The 26,524-nt window shown below is 53.3% G+C and carries 20 protein-coding genes; 12 read left to right on the top strand and 8 right to left on the bottom strand.

Annotation, left to right across the window (positions count from 1 at the left end; genetic code table 11):
• Window positions 1-62: 62 nt before the first annotated feature.
• Both OGV52_RS00205 and OGV52_RS00200 read left to right on the top strand, forming a co-directional pair.
• Window positions 63-743 carry an oligogalacturonate-specific porin KdgM family protein gene (locus tag OGV52_RS00205; RefSeq protein WP_047415573.1) on the top strand — a complete coding sequence of 227 codons (681 nt, stop codon included), beginning with the start codon at window positions 63-65 and terminating at the stop codon, window positions 741-743.
• 87 nt (window positions 744-830) lie between these two features.
• Window positions 831-2,255 carry an MFS transporter gene (locus OGV52_RS00200; RefSeq protein ID WP_047497587.1) on the top strand — a complete coding sequence of 475 codons (1,425 nt, stop codon included), beginning with the start codon at window positions 831-833 and terminating at the stop codon, window positions 2,253-2,255.
• A gap of 53 nt (window positions 2,256-2,308) precedes the next feature.
• Here the strand turns inward: OGV52_RS00200 and metJ are convergent, their stop codons facing one another.
• Window positions 2,309-2,626: a met regulon transcriptional regulator MetJ gene (metJ, locus tag OGV52_RS00195; RefSeq protein ID WP_003825168.1), complete on the bottom strand. Its 318-nt coding sequence runs from the start codon at window positions 2,624-2,626 to the stop codon at window positions 2,309-2,311.
• 265 nt (window positions 2,627-2,891) lie between these two features.
• Here metJ and metB point away from each other — a divergent pair, with 265 nt between their 5' ends.
• Window positions 2,892-4,052 carry a cystathionine gamma-synthase gene (gene metB, locus OGV52_RS00190; RefSeq protein WP_003028818.1) on the top strand — a complete coding sequence of 387 codons (1,161 nt, stop codon included), beginning with the start codon at window positions 2,892-2,894 and terminating at the stop codon, window positions 4,050-4,052.
• A gap of 2 nt (window positions 4,053-4,054) precedes the next feature.
• Window positions 4,055-6,487, top strand: coding sequence for a bifunctional aspartate kinase/homoserine dehydrogenase II (gene metL, locus OGV52_RS00185; RefSeq protein ID WP_016155268.1), 2,433 nt, complete (start codon window positions 4,055-4,057; stop codon window positions 6,485-6,487).
• Here metL and OGV52_RS00180 read toward each other — a convergent pair whose 3' ends face one another.
• Window positions 6,488-6,868, bottom strand: coding sequence for a carboxymuconolactone decarboxylase family protein (locus OGV52_RS00180; RefSeq protein WP_047497591.1), 381 nt, complete (start codon window positions 6,866-6,868; stop codon window positions 6,488-6,490). It lies immediately after the preceding gene.
• Window positions 6,869-6,956: 88 nt separating this feature from the next.
• On the opposite strand from OGV52_RS00180, the gene OGV52_RS00175 reads away from it, so the two are divergent.
• The 3 genes from OGV52_RS00175 (at window position 6,957) to katG (ending at window position 11,259) form a co-directional block, all read left to right on the top strand.
• Window positions 6,957-7,865 carry a LysR family transcriptional regulator gene (locus OGV52_RS00175; RefSeq protein ID WP_287107917.1) on the top strand — a complete coding sequence of 303 codons (909 nt, stop codon included), beginning with the start codon at window positions 6,957-6,959 and terminating at the stop codon, window positions 7,863-7,865.
• Window positions 7,866-8,022: 157 nt separating this feature from the next.
• Window positions 8,023-8,910, top strand: coding sequence for a methylenetetrahydrofolate reductase (gene metF / locus OGV52_RS00170; RefSeq protein WP_016155273.1), 888 nt, complete (start codon window positions 8,023-8,025; stop codon window positions 8,908-8,910).
• Between the two features lie 168 nt (window positions 8,911-9,078).
• Complete coding sequence (katG, locus tag OGV52_RS00165) at window positions 9,079-11,259, top strand: catalase/peroxidase HPI (RefSeq protein WP_016155274.1); 2,181 nt, start codon at window positions 9,079-9,081, stop codon at window positions 11,257-11,259.
• An 85-nt stretch (window positions 11,260-11,344) separates the two neighbouring features.
• Here the strand turns inward: katG and gldA are convergent, their stop codons facing one another.
• The 3 genes from gldA to ptsP are packed head-to-tail and all read right to left on the bottom strand — an operon-like array spanning window position 11,345 to window position 15,640.
• Window positions 11,345-12,448, bottom strand: a complete 1,104-nt coding sequence (gldA, locus tag OGV52_RS00160) for a bifunctional L-1,2-propanediol dehydrogenase/glycerol dehydrogenase (RefSeq protein ID WP_016155275.1) — start codon at window positions 12,446-12,448, stop codon at window positions 11,345-11,347.
• Between the two features lie 12 nt (window positions 12,449-12,460).
• Window positions 12,461-13,123 carry a fructose-6-phosphate aldolase gene (fsa, locus tag OGV52_RS00155; protein WP_016157926.1) on the bottom strand — a complete coding sequence of 221 codons (663 nt, stop codon included), beginning with the start codon at window positions 13,121-13,123 and terminating at the stop codon, window positions 12,461-12,463.
• 15 nt (window positions 13,124-13,138) lie between these two features.
• A complete protein-coding gene (gene ptsP / locus OGV52_RS00150; protein ID WP_287107937.1) occupies window positions 13,139-15,640 on the bottom strand; it encodes a phosphoenolpyruvate--protein phosphotransferase in 2,502 nt (833 codons plus the stop codon).
• 308 nt (window positions 15,641-15,948) lie between these two features.
• Here ptsP and OGV52_RS00145 point away from each other — a divergent pair, with 308 nt between their 5' ends.
• From OGV52_RS00145 to OGV52_RS00125, 5 genes are all read left to right on the top strand, one after another.
• Window positions 15,949-17,028, top strand: a complete 1,080-nt coding sequence (locus OGV52_RS00145; protein ID WP_003825153.1) for a PTS fructose transporter subunit EIIC — start codon at window positions 15,949-15,951, stop codon at window positions 17,026-17,028.
• A 14-nt stretch (window positions 17,029-17,042) separates the two neighbouring features.
• Window positions 17,043-17,363 carry a PTS fructose-like transporter subunit IIB gene (locus OGV52_RS00140; protein ID WP_016155279.1) on the top strand — a complete coding sequence of 107 codons (321 nt, stop codon included), beginning with the start codon at window positions 17,043-17,045 and terminating at the stop codon, window positions 17,361-17,363.
• Window positions 17,364-17,466: 103 nt separating this feature from the next.
• The gene (locus OGV52_RS00135) at window positions 17,467-19,764 is read left to right on the top strand and encodes a formate C-acetyltransferase (protein ID WP_287107915.1); all 2,298 of its coding nucleotides are present in this window, start codon (window positions 17,467-17,469) and stop codon (window positions 19,762-19,764) included.
• The gene (locus tag OGV52_RS00130) at window positions 19,730-20,608 is read left to right on the top strand and encodes a [formate-C-acetyltransferase]-activating enzyme (protein ID WP_047497598.1); all 879 of its coding nucleotides are present in this window, start codon (window positions 19,730-19,732) and stop codon (window positions 20,606-20,608) included. Before OGV52_RS00135 ends, OGV52_RS00130 begins: the two co-directional genes overlap by 35 nt.
• 1 nt (window position 20,609) lies before the next feature.
• Complete coding sequence (locus tag OGV52_RS00125; protein WP_016155282.1) at window positions 20,610-20,966, top strand: PTS fructose-like transporter subunit IIB; 357 nt, start codon at window positions 20,610-20,612, stop codon at window positions 20,964-20,966.
• Here the strand turns inward: OGV52_RS00125 and OGV52_RS00120 are convergent.
• The 3 genes from OGV52_RS00120 to ppc form a co-directional block, all read right to left on the bottom strand.
• Window positions 20,953-21,813, bottom strand: a complete 861-nt coding sequence (locus OGV52_RS00120; RefSeq protein WP_287107936.1) for a helix-turn-helix transcriptional regulator — start codon at window positions 21,811-21,813, stop codon at window positions 20,953-20,955. The genes OGV52_RS00125 and OGV52_RS00120 overlap by 14 nt on opposite strands.
• Window positions 21,814-21,899: 86 nt before the next feature.
• A complete protein-coding gene (locus OGV52_RS00115; protein ID WP_047497602.1) occupies window positions 21,900-23,633 on the bottom strand; it encodes a phosphoethanolamine transferase CptA in 1,734 nt (577 codons plus the stop codon).
• 209 nt (window positions 23,634-23,842) lie between these two features.
• Window positions 23,843-26,494, bottom strand: a complete 2,652-nt coding sequence (gene ppc / locus OGV52_RS00110) for a phosphoenolpyruvate carboxylase (protein WP_016157932.1) — start codon at window positions 26,492-26,494, stop codon at window positions 23,843-23,845.
• Window positions 26,495-26,524 lie beyond the last annotated feature (30 nt).

The following is a 26,524-nucleotide window of genomic DNA, read 5'->3' as shown; positions in this document are numbered from 1 at the left end:
TCTTCATTTATGGACGGAGCGAGATGGGCAATTTCCTAGATTTAGTGTGAAGAGGGATGGTCATGAAATTTAAATCCGCGTTATTACTGATTTCATTATTCTCTGCGGCCGCGCAAGCGGGTTATGTTGATTATCGACATGAATATTATGATGATGGTCGTAATTACGACCGTGTTTATATGTCGCATCGTTTTGCTACTGGTTTTGGTGTCGCAGTCGAGGCCATTTCACGTTCCGAAAATACGCAATCTAATGATGCGTGGAATAATATGGAAAGTAATGGCAACGAGTATACGGCGAGCTATCAGTTCACCTGGAATGACCTTGTCTGGCAGCCGGGTATTGCGATCGAAACGGGCGATAACATCGCGATTTATAAGCCTTATATTCGCGTGCAGTATAACATCAATGACCATTGGTGGACTGCGTTCCGCTATCGTCAGGAGTACATGCGCAGAAACACTGACGGCAAGGATGACCGCATGGTCTATCGTCCGGAAGCATGGCTCGGTTACAACATCAATGACTGGATGTTTGAGCTGAACGGTATTTATAAAATTGCCGATAGCGAAGATTTATATAACAACCGAAAAGACGATTACGAATATAACTTCCGTGTGGCGTATAAAATAGGCTCATGGGTTCCATTTGTTGAGGTAGGTAACGTTTCCTCGGGGTATAACACCACAACCACAGACGATCGTCAGACCCGCTATCGCGTTGGTCTCGGTTATAACTTCTGACCGTTAATACACTTCGTATCGATTTATTACGCTGAGCATCGGTATACGCATAGTTTGCGTGAATAATGTGTCTAAGGAGTTAACATCATGTCTAATGATGGAACAATGATCGGAAGCAATCAAAATATTGCCGTCAGGCCTTTCGGATTAAGAGATAAATTCGGTTATTTATGTGGTGACCTCGGAACCTGTTTTATTCTTGGACTGGTAAATAGTTTTTTAATGATTTATTACACCAACGTACTCGGTATTTCCGGTGTTATTGTTGGTTCACTCTATTTTGTGACCAAACTCTTTGATGCGTTTGTCGACGTTGGCGTAGGGCGCTTATGTGATACCTCTAAACTGACGGTACATGGGCGATTTAACCCCTGGGTGCGCCGCATGAAGTACCCGTTTTGCATCATTGCGGTCGTCCTGTTCCTGCCGTTTGTGCATGATTTTTCTTATACGGCGAAAATTATCTACATCTGCTGTTCCTATTTTATTTACGGTTCGCTGTTATCGACAGTGAGTATTCCGTATGGCGCCATGTCTGCGGCGATTAGCTCGAATCCGGAAGATCGCGTATCGCTGTCAACCTGGCGCAGCGTTGGGTCCGCCATCGGTGGCGGGACAACCGGCTTTTTTATTCCGATCCTGATGTACACCACTCTGGTGGACGGAAGCCAGGTGATCTCTGGGCAGCATTTCTTCTGGATTGCCATTGGTTGTTCTGTGCTGGGGTTTATCTTTTTAACGTTGACCTGTCAGTTAACGACGGAACGCGTGCGGGTGGAAAGAAAAGAGAGCATGCCGGTTTCTGTGCTGCTGAAGGGGTTGCTACGCAATAAAGCGCTGATTGTTTTAGTGGTTGTGGATCTGCTGATTGTGATTAATCAGGGGTTGTCTGGTACCAACATGACTTACCTGTTTAATGACTATTTCCATAACAAAGAGGCCATGTCCGTTGCATTGCTCTTCACCTTTGGCTCTCTGGTTTTGCTGGCACCCTCGGCATCCTGGCTCACGAAGCGCTTTGGTAAGAAAGAAGCCAGCGTAGGCGCGCTGCTCTTTGCGGTAGCCATGTATGTGATTATGTACTTCACCCACATTACCGACGCGAAGGTTTATTTGGTTTTCCTGTTCCTGGCGACGCTGGGAGCCGGGTTATTCAACCTGATGATTTGGGCGTTTATGACCGATGTGTGTGATTATCACCAGTATGTCACCGGCGATCGTGAAGATGGGACCGTCTATGGCGTGAACTTCTTCGCCCGCAAGGTTGGCCAGGCGTGCGCAGGGGCTATTGGCGGCTTTATGCTGGCCATCATTGGTTATCAATCTTCGTCAACGGGTGGCGCTGTGCAAACCAGCATTGTGCAGGAAAACATCTATACGATGGCGAATCTGTTACCGGCTTTATGCCTGTTTTTGGCCGCGGTCATTCTGATTTATTTCTATCCATTGAACCGTAAAGAGACGCTCAAAATGGAAGAAACATTGAATAAGCTTAATGGTATCAGTAAGTAACGTAGTGAGAAGCGGCGGGAGTAATCCCGCCTTTTCTCATCTGTCTTGAAAAATCAGTATTCCCACGTTTCCGGGTTGATACCCAGTTCACGCATGATTACCTTAGCTTCTTCCGGGATTTCATCGCTGCGCTCTTTACGCAGGTCGTCATCGTTGGGTAATGGTTGCCCGGTAAAAGCATGCAGAAACGCTTCACACAGCAGTTCGCTGTTGGTGGCGTGACGCAGGTTGTTAACCTGACGACGCGTGCGTTCATCGGTAAGGATTTTTAACACCTTCAGAGGAATGGAAACCGTAATTTTTTTGACTTGCTCACTCTTCTTACCGTGCTCAGCGTATGGGCTGATATATTCGCCGCTCCATTCAGCCATGAGATACCTAATCCTCTTTGTCATTAATATTGAGGCCAGAACCTGAGCCCGGACCATAATTGCGCGTAGTTTATCGTAGTGGCGTGGCCCTGACACGAAGTAAGCCGACGCAGATGTACGCTAATGCATATAATTTTAACGGCTATTTCCGGTTTGCTCAATCTATACGCAAAGAAGTTTAGATGTCCAGATGTATTGACGGCTATCGTAACTATGATTACTCTGGTGTCTGACTTTTCACCGACTCAGCCAGGATCTCCTCAATATGACGCGTAAACAGGCCACCATCGCAGTGCGTAGCGGGTTAAATGACGACGAACAGTACGGTTGCGTTGTCCCGCCGATCCACCTCTCCAGCACCTATAACTTTACCGGTTTTAATGAGCCTCGCGCCCATGACTATTCGCGCCGCGGTAACCCGACGCGTGATGTCGTTCAGCGTGCGCTGGCGGAACTGGAAGGTGGGGCGGGGGCAGTACTGACCAATACCGGCATGTCGGCGATTCATCTGGTGACTACGGTATTCCTCAAGCCTGGCGATCTGCTGGTCGCACCGCACGACTGCTACGGCGGGAGTTATCGTCTGTTTGACAGCCTGGCAAAGCGTGGCTGTTATCGCGTACTGTTTGTCGATCAAGGAGATGAGCAGGCGTTGCAGGCGGCACTGGCGGAAAAACCGAAGCTGGTGCTGGTAGAAAGCCCAAGCAACCCGCTGCTGCGCGTGGTGGATATCGCGAAAATCTGCCAGCTGGCGCGCGAAGCTGGAGCGGTCAGCGTGGTGGACAACACTTTTTTAAGCCCGGCACTGCAAAATCCACTGGCATTAGGCGCCGATCTGGTGTTGCATTCATGCACGAAATATTTAAACGGTCACTCCGACGTAGTGGCTGGTGTGGTGATAGCAAAAGATCCGGAAACGGTCACTGAACTGGCATGGTGGGCGAATAATATTGGTGTGACCGGCGGCGCGTTTGATAGTTATCTGCTGTTGCGCGGCCTGCGTACTCTGTCACCTCGTATGGAGGTGGCGCAACGTAATGCTCAGGCGATTGTGGATTATCTGCAAACTCAGCCGCTGGTGAAAAAATTGTATCACCCGTCATTGCCGGATAATCAGGGCCATGAGATTGCCGCGCGTCAGCAAAAAGGGTTTGGCGCGATGTTGAGTTTTGAGCTGGATGGCGATGAGCAAACGCTGCGTCGCTTCCTCGGCGGGTTGTCATTGTTTACGCTGGCGGAATCGTTAGGGGGCGTTGAAAGTCTGATCTCTCATGCCGCAACCATGACACACGCGGGAATGGCGCCAGAAGCGCGTGCTGCTGCCGGAATTTCGGAAACGCTGTTGCGTATCTCCACCGGTATTGAAGATGGCGAAGATTTAATTGCCGACCTGGAAAATGGCTTCCGGGCTGCAAACAAGGGGTAAACATGAGTGTGATTGCGCAGGCAGGGACGAAGGGTCGTCAACTGCACAAATTTGGTGGTAGTAGTCTGGCTGATGTGAAATGTTATCTGCGTGTCGCAGGCATTATGGCGGAGTACTCGCAGCCTGATGACATGATGGTTGTTTCAGCCGCAGGCAGTACCACTAACCAGTTGATTAGCTGGCTAAAATTAAGCCAGACCGATCGTCTGTCTGCGCATCAGGTTCAACAGGCGTTACGTCGCTATCAGAGTGAGCTTATCAGCGGTTTGTTACCTCCTGAGGTGGCGGATGGGCTGATCGGCGCGTTTATTCACGATCTGGAGCGTCTGGCTGGGTTACTCGACAGCGGCGTGAATGATGCCGTCTATGCTGAAGTCGTCGGGCATGGCGAGGTGTGGTCGGCGCGTTTGATGTCTGCCGTCCTTAACCAACAGGGGCTGGAGTCAGCCTGGCTGGATGCGCGCGATTTTTTACGTGCCGAGCGCGGCGCTCAGCCGCAGGTGGATGAAGGTCTTTCTTACCCATTGCTGCAGCAACTGCTGGCGCAGCATCCGGGCAAACGCCTGGTCGTTACCGGTTTCATTAGCCGCAGCAACGCCGGTGAGACGGTACTGCTGGGGCGTAACGGCTCCGACTACTCGGCGACGCAGGTTGGCGCGTTGGCGGGGGTTTCCCGCGTAACCATCTGGAGCGATGTGGCCGGGGTTTACAGCGCGGATCCGCGTAAAGTAAAAGATGCCTGTCTGCTGCCGCTGCTGCGTCTGGATGAAGCCAGCGAGCTGGCGCGTCTGGCGGCTCCGGTTCTCCATGCCCGCACCCTCCAGCCGGTTTCCGGCAGCGATATCGATCTCCAGTTGCGTTGTAGCTATACGCCGGAGCAGGGATCGACGCGTATTGAACGCGTGCTGGCTTCCGGTACCGGGGCACGTATTGTGACCAGCCATGACGACGTTTGCCTGATTGAGTTTCAGGTTCCCACTGGCCAGGACTTTAAACTGGCCTATAAAGAAATCGATCAGATTTTAAAACGCACCCAGGTGCGTCCGCTGGCAGTGGGTGTGCATCCTGACCGCCAGTTGCTGCAATTTTGCTATACCTCCGAAGTCGCTGATGGCGCATTGAAAATTCTGGATGAAGCTGGCCTGCCGGGCGAACTGCGTCTGCGCCAGGGGCTGGCGCTAGTGGCGATGGTTGGGGCGGGCGTCACCCGTAACCCGCTGCACTGCCATCGCTTTTGGCAACAGCTGAAAGGTCAGCCGGTCGAATTCACCTGGCAGTCGGAAGAGGGCATTAGCCTGGTCGCCGTCTTGCGTACCGGGCCAACGGAGAGCCTGATTCAGGGTCTGCACCAGTCAATCTTCCGCGCGGAAAAACGCATTGGTCTGGTGCTGTTCGGCAAAGGTAACATTGGGTCGCGCTGGCTGGAGCTGTTTGCCCGCGAGCAGAGCACGCTCTCGGCGCGTACCGGATTAGAGTTCGTGCTGGCAGGAGTGGTTGATAGCCGCCGTAGCCTGCTGAATTACGAAGGGCTGGATGCCAGCCGCGCGTTGGCCTTCTTCGATGACGAGGCGGTAGAACAGGATGAAGAGTCATTGTTCCTGTGGATGCGCGCCCACCCGTATGATGATTTAGTGGTGCTGGACGTCACTGCCAGCGAGCAGTTGGCGGAGCAGTATCTGGATTTCGCCAGTCATGGCTTCCACGTTATCAGCGCCAACAAGCTGGCGGGGGCGAGCAGCAGTAATAATTACCGCCAGATTCATGACGCCTTTGAAAAAACCGGTCGCCACTGGCTGTATAACGCCACCGTCGGCGCAGGCTTGCCGATCAACCATACCGTGCGCGATCTGATTGATAGCGGAGATACTATTCTGTCGATCAGCGGGATCTTCTCCGGCACGTTGTCGTGGTTGTTCCTGCAATTTGATGGCACGGTCCCGTTCACCGATCTGGTGGATCAGGCGTGGCAGCAGGGTCTGACTGAACCTGATCCGCGCGTGGATCTTTCCGGCAAAGATGTGATGCGCAAGCTGGTGATTCTGGCGCGTGAAGCGGGTTACGACATCGAACCGGACCAGGTGCGCGTAGAGTCGCTGGTGCCTGCGCACTGTGAAGCAGGTTCTATTGACCATTTCTTTGAAAATGGCGATGAGCTGAACGAGCAGATGGTGCAACGCCTGGAAGCGGCACGTGAAATGGGACTGGTGCTACGCTATGTGGCGCGTTTTGATGCTAACGGTAAGGCACGCGTTGGCGTTGAAGCGGTACGCCCTGAGCACCCGCTGGCGGCACTACTGCCGTGCGATAACGTGTTCGCCATTGAAAGCCGTTGGTATCGTGATAACCCGCTGGTCATTCGCGGACCGGGGGCGGGCCGCGATGTGACCGCCGGGGCGATTCAGTCTGATATCAACCGCCTGGCGCAACTGCTGTAGTTAGCGCTTACTGTTCGCCGCAAACACCTCTTTTGCGGCGAACAGGCCGTTTAGTGCTGCCGGGAATCCCGCATAAACAGCCATCTGCATCATCACTTCAATAATCTCTTCCTGCGTTAAGCCAACGTGCAGCGCGGCGGCGATGTGTACCTTAAGCTGCGGTGCGGCGTTACCCATGGCGGTGAGCGCGGCGACGGTGGCAATTTCTCTACTGCGTAAATCCAGCCCCGGCCTTGAATAGATGTCGCCAAAAGGAAATTCAATCAGGTATTGGGCGAAGTCTGGCGCAATATCCTGCAGACTTTCGACTACCGCATCTCCGCCTTTTCCATCAACCTGTTGCAGCATTCTCTGACCGGTTAAATAGCGTTCTGAATCCATGATAATCACCTCGTGAGTTAGTGTATGGCATGAGGATAGAGCGTGCGGAATGATTGGGGTAATACCGTTTCCGTGATACCTTTTCGGTATGACAACATCGCCTTTGCACTCTCTGGATATCCGCCTTCTACGCTATTTTTCCGTGGTGGCGGAAGAGAACAACATGAGTCGAGCGGCGCTGCGTTTATTTATGTCGCAGCCGCCGCTGAGTCGCCACATTCGCCAGCTTGAAGAGCGCCTGGGGGTGACGCTTTTTGTCCGTCATACCCGTGGACTTACGCTGACGGAGGACGGCCAACGCGTACTTGAAATCGTGCGCCCGCTATTGGCGTTACAGGATAAAACCTGGACGGCGTTGAGTCAGATAGCGAAAACGGGAGAGCAATCTCTGCGCTTAGGGCTAAGTACGGCGTTTGAGCAGGGCGTTTTTGCTGCGTTTGAGTCGCAGCTTGCTACGCGTGTACAGAAGCTACATATTGTCCGTCATGGTTCGCCTGAACTGGCGCGTAAGGTGCGTCGGGGAAAACTGGATGCAGCGCTGGTGGCGCTACCGCTTGAGAATTCGGGTCTTAGCGTCACGCCGCTCGGCTGGCAAGAATCGATGATTGCCGCCTTACCCACGCTCTGGCCCGAGGCGGCTCTACCTTCGCTCTCGTTAACGTCGCTGAACCACCGACCGCTGTTCTGGTTCAAACGTGAACGTAACCCTGCTTTTTTTGATTACACTCGACACATTTTTCGTCGTGCCGGTTACTCTCCTGCTCTTATTGAGGAGCCGATGGAACATGACGTGCTGCTGGCACGGATCGCGCAGGGTGACGGTCTGAGCCTGGTTCCGGCCTCCTTTTCCGCTATCCAGCGTCAGGGCGTGATCTTCCTTCCGCTTACTGATACAGAATTGCGTCTTAGCATGGGGTTAGCGACGCTGCCTGAGAACGTAACAAAAGTAGAGTGGCTACAGACGGTCGTGACGCAATCCCTCACCATTTCAATCTGATGTGAATTTTTTTCACGTTGGCTGAGTATTCCTCACCTTTAACGATGATTTTTGTGTTGACGCCAGCATGCTTTTCCGTCATTTTTACATCTAGACGTCTAAACGTATAGCAGTTCACAACACAACATATAACGACAAAAGATTGATGAGGTAAGGTATGAGCTTTTTTCACGCCAACCAGCGGGAAGCCCTGAATCAGAGCCTGGCAGAAGTGCAGGGTCAGATTAACGTTTCGTTTGAGTTTTTCCCGCCGCGCACCAGTGAAATGGAGCAAACCCTGTGGAACTCCATCGATCGCCTGAGCAGCCTGAAGCCGAAGTTTGTTTCAGTTACTTACGGTGCAAACTCTGGTGAGCGCGACCGTACGCATAGCATTATTAAAGGCATTAAGGATCGCACTGGTCTTGAAGCGGTCCCGCACCTGACATGCATTGATGCGACCCGCGATGAGCTGCGTACCATTGCTCAGGACTACTGGCATAACGGTATTCGTCATATTGTTGCCCTGCGCGGCGACCTGCCGCCGGGAAGCGGTAAACCGGATATGTATGCTTCCGACCTGGTGACTCTGCTGAAAGACGTTGCAGACTTCGATATCTCCGTTGCGGCTTACCCGGAAGTGCACCCGGAAGCGAAAAGCGCTCAGGCGGATTTGCTGAACCTGAAGCGTAAGGTTGATGCCGGTGCAAACCGCGCGATCACCCAGTTTTTCTTCGATGTAGAAAGCTATCTGCGCTTTCGCGATCGCTGCGTGTCTGCGGGAATTGATGTGGAAATTATTCCGGGCATCCTGCCGGTATCTAACTTTAAGCAGGCGAAAAAATTTGCTGACATGACCAACGTCCGCATTCCTGCGTGGATGTCGACCATGTTTGATGGTCTTGATGATGACGCGGAAACCCGCAAGCTGGTAGGCGCGAATATCGCCATGGATATGGTGAAAATTCTCAGTCGCGAAGGGGTGAAGGATTTTCACTTCTATACCCTCAATCGTGCCGAGATGAGCTACGCTATTTGTCACACACTGGGTGTAAGACCTAACTAAACAGATGCCCCAGCCCTCTACGGAGGGCTTTTTGTTGATCATTTTGATCTACATCTCTGCAACTTAAAATATAAAAGGAATTAGCTATCGAATCTGTGGGTTATTTCGACTATATCTTATCTCTGGTGGTGTATATCGTAGTCAGAACACTGTAAAGGGAGCATATAGATGAGCATGTCCGACGATAGCCAAAACGCATCAACTGCCGGTAAGTGTCCTTTTCATCAAGGCGGTCACGATCAGAGCGCGGGAGCAGGAACGAACAACCGCGACTGGTGGCCAAATCAACTCCGCGTTGATCTTTTAAACCAACATTCCAACCGTTCGAACCCGCTGGGTGAGGACTTCGACTACCGCAAAGAGTTTAGTAAACTCGACTATTCTGCCCTGAAAGGGGATCTCAGAGCCCTTCTGTCCGAATCTCAACCGTGGTGGCCCGCTGACTGGGGAACCTATGCCGGATTGTTTATCCGCATGGCATGGCACGGCGCGGGAACCTATCGCTCTATCGATGGACGCGGTGGAGCGGGTCGCGGACAGCAGCGTTTTGCACCACTGAACTCCTGGCCGGACAACGTCAGCCTGGATAAAGCGCGTCGTCTGCTGTGGCCAATCAAGCAGAAATATGGTCAGAAAATTTCCTGGGCCGACCTGTTTATCCTCGCGGGTAACGTGGCGCTGGAAAACTCAGGTTTCCGTACCTTTGGCTTTGGTGCCGGTCGTGAAGATGTCTGGGAACCGGATCTCGACGTAAACTGGGGTGATGAAAAAGCCTGGCTGACTCACCGTCACCCGGAAGAGCTGGCAAAAGCGCCGCTGGGCGCCACCGAAATGGGCCTTATTTATGTGAACCCGGAAGGGCCGGACCATAGCGGCGAACCGCTTTCTGCGGCAGCGGCTATTCGCGCGACCTTCGGTAACATGGGGATGAACGACGAAGAAACCGTGGCGCTGATTGGCGGCGGTCATACGTTGGGCAAAACCCACGGCGCAGCAGCGGCATCGCACGTTGGCGCCGATCCAGAATCTGCACCGATTGAAGCGCAGGGCCTGGGCTGGGCCAGCAGCTACGGTAGTGGCGCGGGCGCGGATGCAATTACTTCTGGTCTGGAAGTGGTGTGGACGCAGACGCCTACCCAATGGAGCAACTATTTCTTCGAGAACCTGTTCAAATATGAGTGGGTGCAGACTCGCAGTCCGGCAGGCGCGATTCAGTTTGAAGCGGTTGACGCGCCAGAAATTATTCCCGATCCGTTTGATCCGTCGAAAAAACGCAAGCCGACGATGCTGGTTACTGACCTGACGCTGCGTTTCGATCCTGAGTTCGAAAAGATCTCTCGCCGTTTCCTGAACGATCCGCAAGCGTTCAACGAAGCGTTTGCCCGTGCGTGGTTTAAACTGACGCACCGCGATATGGGGCCAAAATCGCGTTACATTGGCCCGGAAGTGCCAAAAGAAGATCTGATCTGGCAAGACCCGCTGCCGCATGCGTTCTTCAACCCAAGCGAAGAAGATATCCTGAAGCTGAAGGCGACCATCGCTGCTTCCGGACTGTCCGTGGGCGAACTGGTATCGGTAGCGTGGGCTTCGGCATCGACTTTCCGTGGCGGGGATAAACGTGGCGGCGCTAACGGTGCGCGTCTGGCGCTGGACCCACAACGCGGCTGGGATGTGAATGCCACCGCGGCACGCGTTCTGCCTGTGCTGGAAGGTATTTATAAGTCTGCCCATACTGCCTCGTTGGCCGATATTATCGTGCTGGCCGGTGTTGTCGGTATCGAGCAGGCGGCTAGCGCTGCGGGTGTCAGCATCAAGGTACCTTTTGCGCCGGGTCGCGTGGATGCGCGTCAGGATCAAACGGATATTGAGATGTTTGAACTGCTTGAGCCGATTGCCGATGGTTTCCGTAACTACCGCGCTCGTCCTGACGTGTCGACCACCGAGTCGCTGCTGATCGACAAAGCGCAGCAGTTGACGCTAACCGCACCGGAAATGACCGTGCTGGTGGGCGGTATGCGCGTACTGGGCACCAACTTTGATGGTAGCCAGCACGGCGTCTTTACCGATCGCCCTGGCGTACTCAGCACTGACTTCTTCGTCAATCTGCTGGATATGCGTCATGAGTGGAAGGCGGTTGATGAGTCACAAGAGCTGTTTGAAGGCCGTGACCGTTCGAGCGGCGAGGTAAAATACACCGCAACTCGCGCCGATCTGGTGTTTGGTTCTAACTCTGTACTGCGCGCAGTGGCTGAAGTTTATGCCTGCAGCGATGCTCACGAGAAGTTCGTGAGAGATTTCGTTGCCGCATGGGTGAAAGTGATGAACCTGGATCGTTTCGATCTGCTGTAACAGACCATGCCGGATGTCGCTTGCGCGGGTACGGCATAGTATGAACAAAAAAATCCCCGCAATTGCGGGGATTTTTATTGGTCGGTTATTCCCACTCTTGCAGGTAACGTTGACCGTACTGGTCAGCCACCAGCAGGGCGGCATACACCTGGTCCGGCGTTGCGCCGCCAGGCATGTTGTGGATGGTTTCGCCTTCGGCACAGGCAGCTTCAGCCACAATGCGCATTTTCGCCGGAATATCCTGTTTGATGTCCAGTTGCGCCAGGGTAATCGGCAGGCCAACGGAATGACACAGCGCCGCAACGGTTTCAATTTCATCGACCGGCGCGTTTTCCAGTACCAGTTGCGTCAGCGTGCCGAAAGCCACTTTCTCGCCGTGGTAATAGTGATGCGCATCCGGGATTGCCGTCAGGCCGTTATGGATGGCGTGCGCCGCTGCCAGACCGCCGCTTTCAAAACCGACGCCGCTCAGATAGGTGTTGGCTTCAATAACGCGCTCCAGCGCAGGCGTTACCACGTGCTGCTCGGCGGCCAGCATCGCTTTTTCACCTTCTTCTATCAGCGTATTAAAGCACAGCTCAGCCAGCGCCAGCGCCGCCTGAGTGCACTGACCGCCCGCCATGGTGGTTGCGCCGCTGCGTGAACAGGCGCGCGCTTCGAACCAGGTCGCCAACGCATCGCCGATGCCCGCGGCTAACAGACGCGCCGGTGCGCCCGCGACAATTTTGGTATCAACAATGACCCTGTCCGGGTTATTGGGCAGCAGCAAATAGCGATCGAATTCACCGGCATCGGTGTAAATAACGGACAGCGCGCTGCACGGTGCATCGGTAGAGGCGATGGTTGGCGCAATGGCGACAGGCACGCCCATAAAGTGCGCCAGCGCTTTGGCAGTATCCAGCGTTTTACCGCCGCCAATACCAAGTACTGCGCCACATTGCGCTTTTTCTGCCACGCCGCGCAGACGGTCGATTTCGTTTTGTGAACACTCGCCGCCAAACGGTGCAATCTCCAGCGCCAGTCCGGCATCCTGGAAGCTTTTTTCCAGTGCGCCTTGGGCAAAGCCTAAGACAAACTTGTCCCCAACGACCAGCCAGCGCTCTGCCAGTGGTTTGAGGTAGTTGCCAAGACGGGTAATAACATCGGCACCCTGGATGTACTTACCAGGTGATTGAATAATGCGATCCATACTTTATTTCCCTCACAGGTTGATGTGACCAAATGTATTGTTCCAGTCATGTTCAAACTTCTCTATTGCTGACTCTACCGCAGGGGTATTGAGCATTTGTTGCGCTACGTCTAATGGCAGGGTGATTGCTTCGCATCCTGCCAGTAAGCAATCCAGCGCCTGACGAGGGGTTTTAAAGCTGGCTGCCAGTACCATGCTGTTTGGCGCATGCAGTTCCAGTAACGTTTGCAGTTCTTGTACCGTGCGAATTCCGTCGCCGCCCTGCGCGTCAATACGGTTAACGTAAGGTGCGATATATTTCGCCCCCGCCAGCGCTGCCAGCAGCCCCTGAGAGGCACTGTACACGGCGGTTCCCAGCGTGGTGATACCCTCTTTTTTCAGCATCTTGATCGCGGCCAGACCTTCGGATGTCACCGGGATTTTTACCACCAGACCGGGGACCGCGTTGCTCAGACGTTTGGCTTCCTCCACCATGCCTTGTGCGTTGCGGCTCATGGTTTGGGCAAACAGAATGCCCTCTTCGCCAATGGCGTTTTGCAGGCGCGGCAGCACATCCCAGATGGATTCTTTGTTTGCTGCCACAATGCTTGGGTTGGTGGTGACACCCGCGATAGGGAAGATGCGTGCCAGACGTTCGACTTCCGCAACGTTGGCGGTATCAAGGTAAAGTTCCATACAAAAACACCCTCTTTAAAGTTCAAGTTCATGTTGCAGCAGGCTGGCGATAGCGTCGGCAGAGGCGGCGTTAACCAGCGCGTTACGGAATTCTTCATGCATAATGCGCCGTGCCAGACGCGAGAAAATACGCATATGCTGGTCGCCCGCGGCGTGTTTGTTGAGCGTCAGCATAATAATGAATTGCGCATCATCATCACCCCAACGTACCGGCGCTTGCAGGCGCGCTACGCTGATAGTGGACTGCTCAATATGTTCTGATTTGCTGTGCGGAATGGCGAAGCTAAAACCTAATCCGGTAGAGAAGACCGCTTCGCGCGCCCACAGATCGGCTTCCAGTTTACGCGGATAGCGGCAACGACCTGCCAGCAGGAGGTTGTCGGTCATCCCTTTGATGACCTCCTCTTTACTACGCCAGTCGCTATCCAGCGTGATGCACTCGGCGGTAACCAGAGGGGTATCCTGTTGGGTCATGCGGAACTGAGCCAGCAGATGTTCGACCTCCAGCGACGTTCGACACGCCATTGCTTGATTCAGCAACTGACGGCAGGCGCGGCTGTCAAGTTGCGCCATCCGCGCTTTGGCGGCGGGAATGGAGGGAGCGCTCATGCTGATCTCGTCCAGACCCAGTCCCACAAGCAGCGGTAGCACTGAACCTTTAGCGCCAAGTTCGCCGCACAGGCCAATCCATTTCCCCTGCCGATGTACCGCCTGTACGGCGTAATCCAGTGCGCGCAAGAAGGCTGGATTCAGGCTGTTGTAATGGCGGGTAACTTTGGCGTTGTCGCGGTCGACCGCCAGCAGATATTGCGTCAGGTCATTACTGCCAATACTAAAGAAATCAATTTCTTCGCAGCATTGATCGATGATGAACATCACTGACGGAACCTCCAGCATGATACCGAGCGGGATCTTCTCATCAAACGGGATGTGTTCAGTACGCAGTTGCTGTTTGGCTTCGGCCAGCTTCTCTTTGACCCACAGGATCTCTTCCATAGAGGAGATCATTGGGATCATGATTTTCAGGCTACCGTGCGCTGATGCGCGCAGGATTGATCGCAGTTGTGTGGTAAACAAAGCGGCGTATTCTTCATAGATACGCACCGCGCGATAACCGAGGAACGGGTTGGCTTCGGCAGGAATATTCAGGTAATCAACGGGTTTATCACCGCCGATATCCATGGTGCGCACAATGATGCTGCGTCCCTGTGCGGGCTCCAGCGCCTGGCAGAAAATGTTGTATAGCTCGTTCTCATCCGGGGCGCAGGTACGGTCCATATACAGCATTTCCGTGCGGAACAGGCCAACCGCTTCCGCACCGTTGCCAAAGGCTGCTTGCGCTTCCACGGAATGGGCGATGTTGGCGGCGACTTCCATGCGGATGCCATCACCCGTGCGCGCCTCCTGGGTCAGCCAGATACGTTGTTGTTCTCGAATGGCATCCTGGATACGGGTTTCCTGCTGGTAGTAACGTACGACGGATTCATCAGGGGCAACAATGACCGCTCCTGCGTTACCATCGATATAAACCGTTTGCTGCAGCCATGGCATTAAGGATTCAATATCCACGCCAACCAGCGTAGGAATGTTGAATGACCGGGCGAGAATCACCGTGTGTGAAGTGGTACCGCCGCTTTTTAACAGCAAGCCTTTCAGCAATGTTTTGTCCAGTTCGAGGAACTGGCTCGGTGTGAGCTCGTCCGCCATACAGACCGTAGGCTGGCTTAGTTTTCCCGGCGCAGGAAAACGCTGCTCTCCATAAATTTGCTGCAGAAGCTGGAAGCAGACATCGCGCACATCCAGCGCACGTTCCTGTAAATAACTGCTGCTGGAGCGGGCGAATTCATCACAAAAATGTCCGGCACTTTCGACAATCGCCTGGGCGCAGCTTAACCCGCGAGATACTCCAGCGAGCAGGTGCTGACGCAGTGAGAGGTCGCTTGCCAGCGAGCGGTGTGCTTCCAGAATCGCACTGGTTGCGCCGTCGCTGTCGAGTAACCGAAACGCAATATTCTTCATCAGCAGCGTTAAGCCGTTATCCAGTGCCGCCTGCTCGGTTTCAATATCTTTAGCGGATGGGAGATTGTTAAGGGCGTTGAGATCCAGCGAAGAGAGCAGACTCAGAACGCCTCCCGCACTGCCGCTGCAGACGGTGCGAGCGCGAAAAAGCTGTGGGTTTAGATTGGTGAGGGATGCAGGAAGTGGCTCCAGCTCGTTGCTTTTGGCTTCCGCTAGCGGTGCATCGCAGTGTGGAAATTCATTACGTAACCATTGGGTTAAATGCTGGTGGGCTGCCTGTTCATCAGCACCGGAAATCAGCAACTGGCAGCTATCACCTGCCAGAGTATCGGTGCCAATCAGCGCCAATGCGCTCTTGGCGTTACCCCTACGTTCGGTACGCAGGTTGTGCCACTCAATGTGCGAAGTAAAGATGTTGCACTGCGTTTCTATGTGACTTGCCGGGCGCGCATGTACGCCATTGGGCAGCTCACAGGTAAATTCCACAATCAGGGCCATAGCCTCATCTCCCATAACGATTTCTCGCTACAGGATAAAAGGGCAACGCCTGAGCCTGCCATCTGACAAATCTGCCAAAAACTGGATAAATGTAATGTAACCATCAAAGTGAGATATCCCTCACAAGTCAGTTTGTCCTCTATAAATTCCGAGAAACTACAAGTTATGAGGCGGATCGCATTTTTGCGCTGACATTACAAAAGTCCAGCAAATGGCCTTTTTATCCACTGTTTGCGCCGCGTCGGATTGCCTATTGTTTTCCGCAACAAGTTTATGGATATGGGCTTTAGGCAGCCTGGGAGCGACTTATGAAAGAGTTGGTACAAATCCTGAAAAATACCCGTCAGCACCTGATGACGGGTGTTTCGCATATGATCCCCTTCGTTGTCGCGGGTGGAATTTTGCTGGCGGTCTCCGTCATGTTGTATGGCAAGGGCGCGGTACCGGATGCAGCGACCGATCCTAATCTCAAGAAACTGTTTGATATTGGCGTCGCAGGGCTGACGTTGATGGTGCCATTCCTTGCCGCTTACATTGGTTATTCCATTGCTGAACGTTCTGCTCTCGCCCCTTGTGCGATTGGCGCATGGGTGGGAAACAGCTTCGGCGCAGGTTTTTTCGGCGCGCTAATTGCCGGGATTATTGGCGGTATCGTCGTCCATTATCTGAAGAAGATCCCCGTACATAAGGTGTTGCGATCGGTAATGCCTATCTTCGTTATTCCTATTGTCGGCACCTTTATCACCGCAGGCATCATGATGTGGGGCCTGGGAGAACCCGTTGGCGCGTTAACCACTAGCCTAACCGAGTGGCTGCAGGGTATGCAGCAGGGCAGCATCGTGCTGCTGGCGGTAATTATGGGACTGATGTTGGCCTTCGATATGGGGGGGCCGATTAACAAAGTTGCCTACGCTTTCATGCTGATTTGCGTGGCGCAGGGGGTTTATACCGTGGTGGCCATCGCCGCGGTAGGGATCTGCGTGCCGCCGCTGGGCTTAGGTTTGGCGACGCTGATTGGTCGTAAGAATTTCTCTTCTGAAGAACGTGAAGCCGGTAAAGCCGCGCTGGTGATGGGCTGCGTTGGCGTAACGGAAGGCGCAATTCCTTTTGCTGCCGCCGATCCGCTGCGCGTTATCCCATCCATTATGGTGGGTTCCGCCTGCGGCACGGTAACCGCCGCGCTGTTTGGTGCGCAGTGTTATGCCGGCTGGGGCGGGCTGATTGTTCTGCCGGTCGTTGAAGGAAAATTGGGTTATATCGCGGCGGTTGCCGTAGGGGCTGTAGTGACCGCAGTGTGCGTTAACGTACTGAAAAGTCTGGCGCGGAAAAAAGTGTCTCAGGTCGACCAGAAAGAAGACGACCTGGATTTAGATTTTGAAATGAATTAAGCGAGGAATGAGTCATGACCAAGATTATCGCAGTAACTGCATGTCCTTCTGGCGTTGCCCACACCTATATGGCCGCTGAAGCGCTGGAAAGCGCCGCTAAAGCCAAGGGGTGGGAAGTAAAGGTTGAGACTCAGGGGTCGATCGGTCTGGAAAACGAACTGACCGCGGCGGATGTGGCAGAAGCCGACATGGTCATTTTGACCAAAGACATTGGTATTAAGTTTGAAGAGCGTTTTGCGGGCAAAACTATCGTTCGTGTCAACATCAGCGATGCAGTGAAACGTGCCGACGCCATCATGAACAAGATTGGCGCACACCTTGCGCAAACCGCATAACGGTTTGTTTGCCGGAAGGTGGTTTCGACTTATCCGGCCTACTGATACGTAGGCCAGATAAGCACAGCGTCATCTGGCATCAGTTTTTCTACAGGAGTTCCTCATGACTAGCCGTATCCAACGTTTAAAAAACGCTCTGTTTCAAAATAACCGCGAAATTTCGCTTGAGCGTGCGCTGCTATATACCGCCAGCCACCAGCAGACGGAGGGAGAGCCGGTTATTCTGCGGCGGGCGAAAGCCACCGCATATATTCTTGAGCACGTTGAAATATCGATTCGTGATGAGGAACTGATAGCCGGGAACCGCACCGTTAAACCGCGGGCGGGCATAATGTCGCCGGAAATGGATCCTTACTGGCTGCTCAACGAGCTGGAGCAGTTTCCAACCCGTCCGCAGGACCGTTTTGACATCAGCGAAGAGGATAAACATCTCTATCGCGATGTGCTGTATCCGTACTGGGAAAAGCGGTCGATGAAAGATTTCATCAACGGTCAGATGACCGATGAGGTAAAAGCCGCTGTCCGTACGCAGATTTTTAGCGTTAACCAGACGGATAAAGGTCAGGGGCATATCATTATTGATTATCCACGCCTGTTGAATCTCGGGCTTGGCGAACTGGTAGCGCAGATGCGGGCGCATTGTCTGCAGCAGGCGGATAACCACTTTTATCAGGCTGCGCTGCTGCTGCTTGAGGCTTCGCAAAGCCACATTCTGCGTTACGCCCTGCTGGCAGAAAAAATGGCGGAAAACTGCCCGGATGCGCAGCGACGTCAGGAATTGCTGACGATTGCTGAAAACTCCCGGCATAACGCCCAGCATAAACCGCAAACCTTCTGGCAAGCATGTCAGCTGTTCTGGTACATGAACATTATTTTGCAATATGAGTCCAACGCCAGTTCGCTCTCACTCGGACGCTTCGACCAGTATATGCTGCCGTTTTATCAGACCTCGCTGACGCAGGGGGAAGATCCTGCATTCTTAAAAGAAATACTCGAATCGCTATGGGTGAAATGCAATGACATTGTACTGCTGCGATCCACCAGCAGCGCGCGCTATTTCGCTGGCTTCCCAACGGGTTACACCGCACTGCTTGGGGGATTAACGGAGAATGGTCGTAGTGCGGTAAACGTACTGTCGTTTCTCTGCCTTGATGCTTATCAGAGCGTACAACTGCCGCAACCAAATCTCGGTGTGCGCACGAACGCGTTGATCGATACGCCGTTCCTGATGAAAACGGCACAGACCATTCGCCTCGGGACCGGTATCCCGCAAATCTTTAATGATGAAGTGGTGGTGCCCGCATTTCTTAACCGTGGCGTCTCGCTGGAAGATGCGCGAGATTACGCGGTAGTCGGCTGTGTCGAGCTGTCTATTCCAGGCAGAACATACGGTTTGCACGACATCGCCATGTTTAATCTGCTGAAAGTAATGGAAATCTGCCTGCATGAGAACGAAGGCAATCGCGCGCTGACGTACGAAGACCTGTTGAAGCATATTCGTGCCAAAATCAGCCACTACATTACGTTGATGGTCGAAGGCAGTAACATCTGCGATATCGGTCATCGCGACTGGGCGCCGGTGCCGCTGCTCTCCTCGTTTATTAGCGATTGCCTGGATAAAGGGTGTGATATTACCGACGGCGGCGCGCGTTATAACTTCTCCGGCGTACAGGGGATCGGCATTGCGAACCTGAGCGATTCGCTGCATGCGCTCAATGGACTGGTATTTGAACAACAGCGCTTAACTTTTGACGAACTTTTGTCGGTGCTAAAAGACAACTTTGCTACCCCGGAAGGCGAGAAAATTCGCGCCAGGCTGATTAACCGCTTCGAAAAATACGGCAACGATATTGATGATGTAGATAACATCAGCGCCGAACTGCTGCGTCATTACTGTAAAGAGGTAGAGAAATACCAGAATCCACGCGGCGGGCAATTTACGCCGGGTTCATATACTGTCTCTGCGCACGTGCCGCTGGGTTCGGTCGTCGGAGCGACACCAGATGGTCGCTTCGCCGGGGAACAGTTGGCGGACGGAGGGCTGTCGCCGATGCTGGGGCAGGATATGCAAGGGCCGACGGCGGTATTGAAATCGGTCAGCAAGCTGGATAACACGTTGCTTTCCAATGGGACTTTGCTGAACGTGAAGTTTACGCCAGCCACACTGGAAGGTGAGGCTGGTTTACGCAAGCTGGCGGATTTTCTGCGGGCATTTACCCAGCTCAAGCTCCAGCACATCCAGTTTAACGTGGTGAATGCCGACACATTGCGAGAGGCGCAGCTGCGCCCACAAGATTTCGCCGGGCTGGTGGTGCGCGTGGCGGGTTACAGCGCCTTCTTTGTCGAGCTGTCGAAGGAGATCCAGGATGACATCATTCGCCGCACCGCGCATCAGCTGTGAGGTTATTGACCCACGTGGCGAGGACGTCGCGCGTATATTTAATATTCAGCGTTACTCACTGAATGATGGACAAGGTATTCGTACGGTAGTCTTTTTTAAAGGTTGTCCGCATACCTGCCCGTGGTGCGCCAACCCTGAATCTCTCTCCCCACGTATTGAAACAGTACGGCGGGAGAGTAAATGCCTGCACTGTACACCCTGTCTACGTGATGCTGATGAGTGTCCCTCCGGTGCGTTTGAACGTATTGGTCGTGATATCTCACTGGATGAGCTGGAACGTGAAGTGATGAAAGATGATATTTTCTTTCGCACCTCTGGCGGGGGGGTGACGCTTTCCGGTGGTGAAGTGCTGATGCAAGCGCCCTTTGCCGTACGATTCCTGCAACGTCTGCGGCGCTGGGATGTTCGCTGCGCGATTGAAACGGCTGGCGATGCGCCAGCCAGTCGTTTGTTATCGCTGGCAAGAGAGTGCGATGAGGTGCTGTTTGACCTCAAAATTATGGATGTCCATTTGGCGCGTGAGACCATTAATATGAACCTGCCGCGCGTGCTGGCGAATTTACGACTAATGGTCGCTGAAGGAATTAATGTCATACCTCGCCTGCCGCTGATTCCGGGCTTCACGATGAATGTAGAGAACACGCAGCAGGCGTTGACGCTGTTGTCATCATTGGGCATAAAGCAGGTGCACCTGCTACCGTTTCATCAATATGGCGAACCGAAATACAAGCTGCTCGGATTACCCTGGTCGATGAAAGAAGTGCCCGTCCCGTCGGCGCAAGAGATAGATTTTATACGTAAGATGGCAGAATGCGCCGGATTTCAGGTAACAGTAGGAGGATAGTATGGCCATCGCACCTGTACGATATCTGGTTGCAGTCACCGCGTGCGTAAGCGGCGTGGCCCATACTTATATGGCTGCTGAACGGCTGGAGAAACTCTGCCAGCAGGAGAAATGGAGCATCAAGATTGAAACTCAGGGCGCGTTGGGTACCGAAAATCGCCTGACGGAAGAAGATATTAACCGCGCTGATGCGGTGTTGCTCATTACCGATATTGAACTGGCAGGAGCCGAGCGATTTACGCAGAGCCGATACGTCCAGTCGGGCATTAGCGCATTTCTGCGAGAGCCGCAGCGGGTGATGAGCGCCGTGCGAAAGCTGCTTTCTGCACCACAGCACACACATCTTACTTTGGATTAGCTTTTATCTCCGTCAGCTGGCTGTGGTATTGCCGACGATATTCTGACGGCGAACGTTCGGTATTTTTGCGAAACAGGCGGCAGAAATAGTTGCTGTCAACAAACCCACAGGTGTGCGCCACTTCTTTGATCTTCAGCTCATAACCCTTCAGCAGCGTTTTCGCGTGTTCCAGTCGCGTGTGATTCAGGTATTCGTTAAACCCGATAGCGCCCGTTTTTTGAAACAGGTGGGAGAGGTAATTGGGTGAGATGTAAAACGCCTGCGCGACGGATTCTCGGGTGAGCGGCGAAGCGTAGCGTTCATCAATATAGTCGCGAATGGCTTCGAAAAGCGCCTGACTGCGTGATGCGGTCTGGATCTGGCTGCCCAGCAGATCGCGGCAGTGGCTCAGTAAGCTCGCAACGATTAGCCTGGCGGTTTGTTGCTCCTGCGGTTGCATCTGCATTTCATTGAGCGTTTGCAGCAGGAAAGAGCCAATTCGTGGCCCACGCCGCGCGACGTGCTGGCGGGTAAGATTTTGATACTGCTTGCCGTTCCACTGGACGATGCTGAAACCCAGTTGCTGTTTGCCGAACAGAATGCTGAGCGTGGTGACCGGTGTGAGCCACTGCGGAAAGTTCCAGCCGCCAGCCGGAACGAATAGCACATCGCAAGGCAGTAACGTCGCGGATGCGCCAGCAACTCCGTTATCGGTGAACTCACCTTCCAGCACAATTTCCAGCCGGGGAAAATCGACCTGATACGCCAGCTCCGGCGTTGAGCTACTGGTGCTGGCAAAATAAACCTGGCGCAGCGGCGTGGGGCCGTTAATCAGGCGGGAGAGAAGATGGCTGACGTCGTGATACATGTTAATCCCTTGCAGGCAGCAGACAGGGGAAACAGTAACCGCCATCATAAAAAAAGGCCACTCTTTAAGAGTGGCCGATACGAGTATTACTGATTACCGATTTGATCGCCGTACGGCAGGCTATCGTAATCAATCAGGGCATTCTTTTTGTACGGATTGCCAATCCAGCGGGTCGTCTCTTTGAACTGCGGGCTGGTAATGGATCGGGTCGGATCGAAACCGTCGTAGGTGAATCCCGCTAAATCAGACCAGGTGTGGATAAGCTCTGAGCTGCTGTATTTACGATTCACATCCTGTGAGAAGTCACGCGGGTGTGCAGCCTGCCATTTTTCAGAGGTCCACAGCAGGAACGGTACCGTATACATATGGCGCGTCGGGTTGTCTTCATTACGACCCTGCGTTTTATGCGGTGGCGTATCGTATACCTCCTCCCCGTGATCGGAGAAGTAGAGCAGGAAGCCGTTCGGATCGGTCGCTTTATAGTCTTTGATCAGACTGGCAATGATATGGTCATTGTAGACATTCGCGCTGTCGTAATCGTTGTATGCTTCCAGCTCATCATCATCCAGGCCGGGGGGAACATGGTCGACATTGTTATCGAATTTACCCTGACCATCCGGATAGCGGAATTTGTACTTAATATGCGTACCCAGCAGGTGCACGATGATGAACTTTTTCGGTGCCGGGTCGGCCAGTACTTCTTTAAATGGCGCCAGCACATTGCTGTCATATTCGCGCGCACTTTGCGTACGCTGCTGATTCATATAGAACTGCTTATCCGTCTGCTTAGAGAACACGGTCAGCATGGTGTTGCGAGCCGTCATCGTCTGCTGATTGGTGATCCAGAAGGTTTTATAACCTGCCTGTTTCATCATATTCATCAGAGACGGTTGAGTCAGGTACAGGTCCGGATTCTTCTCGTTGGCGAAGGTCAGCGCCTGCTGCAGGATTTCAATGGTGTACGGACGTGAGGTCACGACATTATTGAATACGGTGAAGTTAGGATCGGATTTATGCAAGGCATCCAGTTCTGGCGTCGTTTCGCGCGGGTAACCATACAGGCTCATGCGACCACGCTGCGTTGACTCGCCAATGACCAGCACCAGCGTACGTGGGGCATCGCCGGAGTTATCTTTGAAGTTAGCCAGCGGCGGCAGGGCATTGTTCTCATTCAGCAGGCTATTGAGTGAGGTCAACTGCTGACGGTACTGATAATACCCGGAGATGAATTGCCACGGTGCGGCGGGCTCCATGCGTGAGGCGAGACCATTTACCGTTTTTTCAAACGGCTTGTGTTTGATGAAAGTGTTAACGGCTATCGGATGCAGAATCAAACCGTATAACAACGCAAACGACACCAGATAGCGCCAGGGCGATGGAATATGAACAGGGCGCAGACGCGTCCACAGCAGAATAGCGATAGCCGTATAGGCCAGGGCGATAAGAACAATTTTTAGGCTGAAATACTGGCTGAGATATTCGCTGGCTTCGTTCGCATTGGTTTCAAACATCACATACAGAACGCTTTGCGAGAACTCTTGTCCGTAGATGACGTAATAGCTCAGAGCAGCCAGCGAGGCCGCCCATAGCACCATGCCAATGACGGCAGCAATAATACGGATACGGTTTGGAAATAAAAATACCGGGATTAACCACAGCGAACTGAATAGCAAGGAGTCGCGTAATCCATTAGTTCCGCTATATCCGGTTAAACAAATAACGACCTGGAGTAAAGTGGAAAAAAACCAAAAATAGAGGAGCGCCCAACCCAGGGCTTTCCAGCTAAATTTAGGTTTAGACTGGAGTTGTAAGGATTGCATAATGTGAGCCTGTCTTTAATCGTAGCGCCAAGAGTAGCGACTTAATATTAAGAGGAACTTAAGCATCACGATCTTAGGATCGTGTTTTGCTGTTGATATATTCACAATGTGAATATATTCAGGCGGGAATATATTGAAAAAGAAGCGGTTATGACAGCAGTTTTTGTTGTCGCCTTCGTACAATAGCACGAAGGCGACGAGGGGGGACGTTAGCCTGTATTACGCATGCCGGCTGCGACACCAGCGATTGTCACCATCAGCGCTTGTTCAACGCGCGGATCCGGTGCATTGCCTTGCTCTTCCGCCAGGCGTGAGCGGTGTAACAGCTCAGCCTGTAAGACATTCAGCGGGTCAGTATAAATATTTCTTAACTGAATGGACTCGGCAATCCACGGCAGGTCGGCCATCAAATGTGAGTCGTTGGCAATCGCCAGCACGACATCGATATCGGCTTCCAGGCGCTGACGCAGCTCTTCACCCAGCGGCCACAGCTCTTTTTTGACCAGGCGCTGATCGTAGTATTCTGCCAGCCACAGGTCTGCTTTGGCGAAAACCATTTCCAGCATGCCAAGACGTGTGGAGAAGAATGGCCAGTCGCGGCACATTGCTTCGAGTTCGCTTTGCTTACCGTCTTCAACCACTTTTTGCAGTGCGGTGCCTGCACCCAGCCACGCCGGGAGCATCAGACGGTTCTGCGTCCAGGCAAAAATCCACGGAATGGCGCGCAGAGACTCTACCCCGCCGGTTGGGCGACGTTTTGCCGGACGTGAACCGAGCGGTAATTTACCCAGTTCCTGCTCTGGCGTTGCGGAGCGGAAGTAAGGGACGAAGTCTTTGTTTTCACGTACATATCCACGATAGAGCTCACAGGAAATATCGGAAAGCTCATCCATGATATGACGCCAGTTATCTTTCGGCTCTGGCGGCGGTAACAGGTTGGCCTCCAGAATTGCTGCGGTATACAGCGACAGGCTGCTGATGGTCACTTCCGGCAGGCCGTACTTAAAGCGGATCATCTCCCCTTGTTCTGTCACGCGCAGACCGCCTTTCAGGCTGCCTGGTGGTTGAGAAAGCAGCGCCGCATGCGCAGGCGCGCCACCGCGACCAATGGAGCCACCGCGACCGTGGAACAGCGTCAGTTCGATACCGGCTTTTTCGCAGGTTTTGATCAACGCGTCCTGCGCCTGATATTGCGCCCAGGAGGCCGCCATCACGCCCGCATCTTTTGCGGAGTCAGAGTAGCCAATCATGACCATCTGTTTGCCCTGAATAAAGCCACGGTACCAGTCAATGTTCAGGAGCTGAGACATGACGTCATCGGCGTTGTTGAGGTCGTCCAGCGTTTCAAACAGCGGGGCAACCGGCATAGCAAAACCGATACCGGCTTCTTTCAGTAGCAGATGTACGGCCAGTACATCCGATGGTGTTTTCGCCATTGAGATAACATAGGCGGCAATAGAGCCATACGGGGCTTCAGCAATGACCCGGCAGGTGTCGAGCACTTCGCGGGTGTCGTTGCTCGGCTCCCAGTTACGTGGGAGCAGCGGACGCTTGGAGTTCAGCTCGCGGATCAGGAAAGCCTGTTTATCCGCTTCCGACCAGTTTTCGTAGTCGCCAATGCCCAGATAACGGGTCAGTTCTCCAAGGGCTTCAGTGTGACGGGTACTTTCCTGACGAATATCAATACGTACCAGCGGTACGCCGAAACATTTCACGCGGCGTAGGGTGTCGAGCAATTCGCCATTGGCGATAATGCCCATGCCACAGGCCTGCAGAGACTGATAGCACGCATATAGCGGGTCCCAGAGCTGTTCGTTTTGGGTGAGAAGTCCCGCAGGTTTCGGCAATTTCTCGCCTTTCAGACGGGCTTCCAGCCAGGCCTGGGTTGCCATCAGACGTGAACGCAGGGTTTTCATCAGATAACGGTAAGGTTCTGCTGCGCCTTCTTCACCCACCAGCGCCAACAGTTCCGGTGTGGCATCCACCATCGACAGCTCAGAAATCAGAAACTGAATGTCTTTCAGGAACAGATCGGTCGCTTTCCAGCGGCTGAGTAGCAGCACGTGACGGGTGATATCCGCTGTTACGTTCGGGTTGCCATCGCGGTCGCCGCCCATCCAGGAGGTAAAGCGAACCGGGACAAAATCAACGGGCAGCTTATAGCCCAGATGCTCTTCCAGTTGTTCGTTCAGCTCGCGCAGATAATTTGGTACGCCTTCCCACAGGCTATTTTCAACCACCGCGAAGCCCCATTTGGCTTCATCAACCGGGCTTGGGCGCAGCTTGCGGATTTCATCCGTATGCCAGGACTGGGCAATCAACTGGCGCAGACGGCGCATCAACTGATGGCGCTCGTAATCGACGAGGTCTTTGTTATCAAGTTGCTTGAGACAGGCGTTCACTTCACCCATTTTATGGATCAGCGTACGGCGGGTGATCTCGGTCGGGTGGGCAGTGAGAACCAGCTCCAGGGAGAGAGATTCGACGGCTTTTTTGATGGTGGCTTCATCGAGGTTGGGCTGCTCTTTCAGTTTACGCAGAGTGCGAGCAATCACTTCCGGGTTGCTGGCTGCTTCGCCTTTTGGCGAAATGCTGTGGTACTGCTCGGCGGTGTTGGCCAGGTTCAGAAACTGGCTAAACGCGCGGGCAACCGGCAGCAGCTCGTCGTTAGACAGGTTTTGCAGCGTAGTGAGCAGCTCCTGGCGATTGACTTCATTGCCGGCGCGGGATGATTTGGACAACTTACGGATTGTTTCTACGCGGTCAAGAATGTTCTCTCCCAGCGCATCCTTGATGGTCTCCCCCAGCACTTTGCCGAGCATACTGACATTACTACGCAACGCGGAATATTGTTCGTTCATATTAACCCAGACACCCCATCTTTAATTTAT

This window comes from Citrobacter sp. Cb041 (genome assembly GCF_030336655.1).
Taxonomy (GTDB): domain Bacteria; phylum Pseudomonadota; class Gammaproteobacteria; order Enterobacterales; family Enterobacteriaceae; genus Citrobacter; species Citrobacter braakii.
The sequence above is the reverse complement of the archived record's forward strand: the minus strand, read 5'-3'. Positions and strand labels throughout refer to the sequence as shown.

Coding starts and splice junctions, on each gene's coding strand:
- metJ (WP_003825168.1), bottom strand. CDS start 2,626: ATGGCTGAATGGAGCGGCGAATATATCAGCCCATACGCTGAGCACGGT.
- fsa (WP_016157926.1), bottom strand. CDS start 13,123: ATGGAACTTTACCTTGATACCGCCAACGTTGCGGAAGTCGAACGTCTG.
- OGV52_RS00140 (WP_016155279.1), top strand. CDS start 17,043: ATGACCAAGATTATCGCAGTAACTGCATGTCCTTCTGGCGTTGCCCAC.
- OGV52_RS00180 (WP_047497591.1), bottom strand. CDS start 6,868: ATGGATTCAGAACGCTATTTAACCGGTCAGAGAATGCTGCAACAGGTT.
- OGV52_RS00130 (WP_047497598.1), top strand. CDS start 19,730: ATGACATCATTCGCCGCACCGCGCATCAGCTGTGAGGTTATTGACCCA.
- OGV52_RS00205 (WP_047415573.1), top strand. CDS start 63: ATGAAATTTAAATCCGCGTTATTACTGATTTCATTATTCTCTGCGGCC.
- OGV52_RS00135 (WP_287107915.1), top strand. CDS start 17,467: ATGACTAGCCGTATCCAACGTTTAAAAAACGCTCTGTTTCAAAATAAC.
- metL (WP_016155268.1), top strand. CDS start 4,055: ATGAGTGTGATTGCGCAGGCAGGGACGAAGGGTCGTCAACTGCACAAA.
- ptsP (WP_287107937.1), bottom strand. CDS start 15,640: ATGGCCCTGATTGTGGAATTTACCTGTGAGCTGCCCAATGGCGTACAT.
- OGV52_RS00120 (WP_287107936.1), bottom strand. CDS start 21,813: ATGTATCACGACGTCAGCCATCTTCTCTCCCGCCTGATTAACGGCCCC.
- ppc (WP_016157932.1), bottom strand. CDS start 26,494: ATGAACGAACAATATTCCGCGTTGCGTAGTAATGTCAGTATGCTCGGC.
- OGV52_RS00200 (WP_047497587.1), top strand. CDS start 831: ATGTCTAATGATGGAACAATGATCGGAAGCAATCAAAATATTGCCGTC.
- OGV52_RS00145 (WP_003825153.1), top strand. CDS start 15,949: ATGAAAGAGTTGGTACAAATCCTGAAAAATACCCGTCAGCACCTGATG.
- OGV52_RS00125 (WP_016155282.1), top strand. CDS start 20,610: ATGGCCATCGCACCTGTACGATATCTGGTTGCAGTCACCGCGTGCGTA.
- OGV52_RS00115 (WP_047497602.1), bottom strand. CDS start 23,633: ATGCAATCCTTACAACTCCAGTCTAAACCTAAATTTAGCTGGAAAGCC.
- metB (WP_003028818.1), top strand. CDS start 2,892: ATGACGCGTAAACAGGCCACCATCGCAGTGCGTAGCGGGTTAAATGAC.
- gldA (WP_016155275.1), bottom strand. CDS start 12,448: ATGGATCGCATTATTCAATCACCTGGTAAGTACATCCAGGGTGCCGAT.
- katG (WP_016155274.1), top strand. CDS start 9,079: ATGAGCATGTCCGACGATAGCCAAAACGCATCAACTGCCGGTAAGTGT.
- OGV52_RS00175 (WP_287107917.1), top strand. CDS start 6,957: ATGACAACATCGCCTTTGCACTCTCTGGATATCCGCCTTCTACGCTAT.
- metF (WP_016155273.1), top strand. CDS start 8,023: ATGAGCTTTTTTCACGCCAACCAGCGGGAAGCCCTGAATCAGAGCCTG.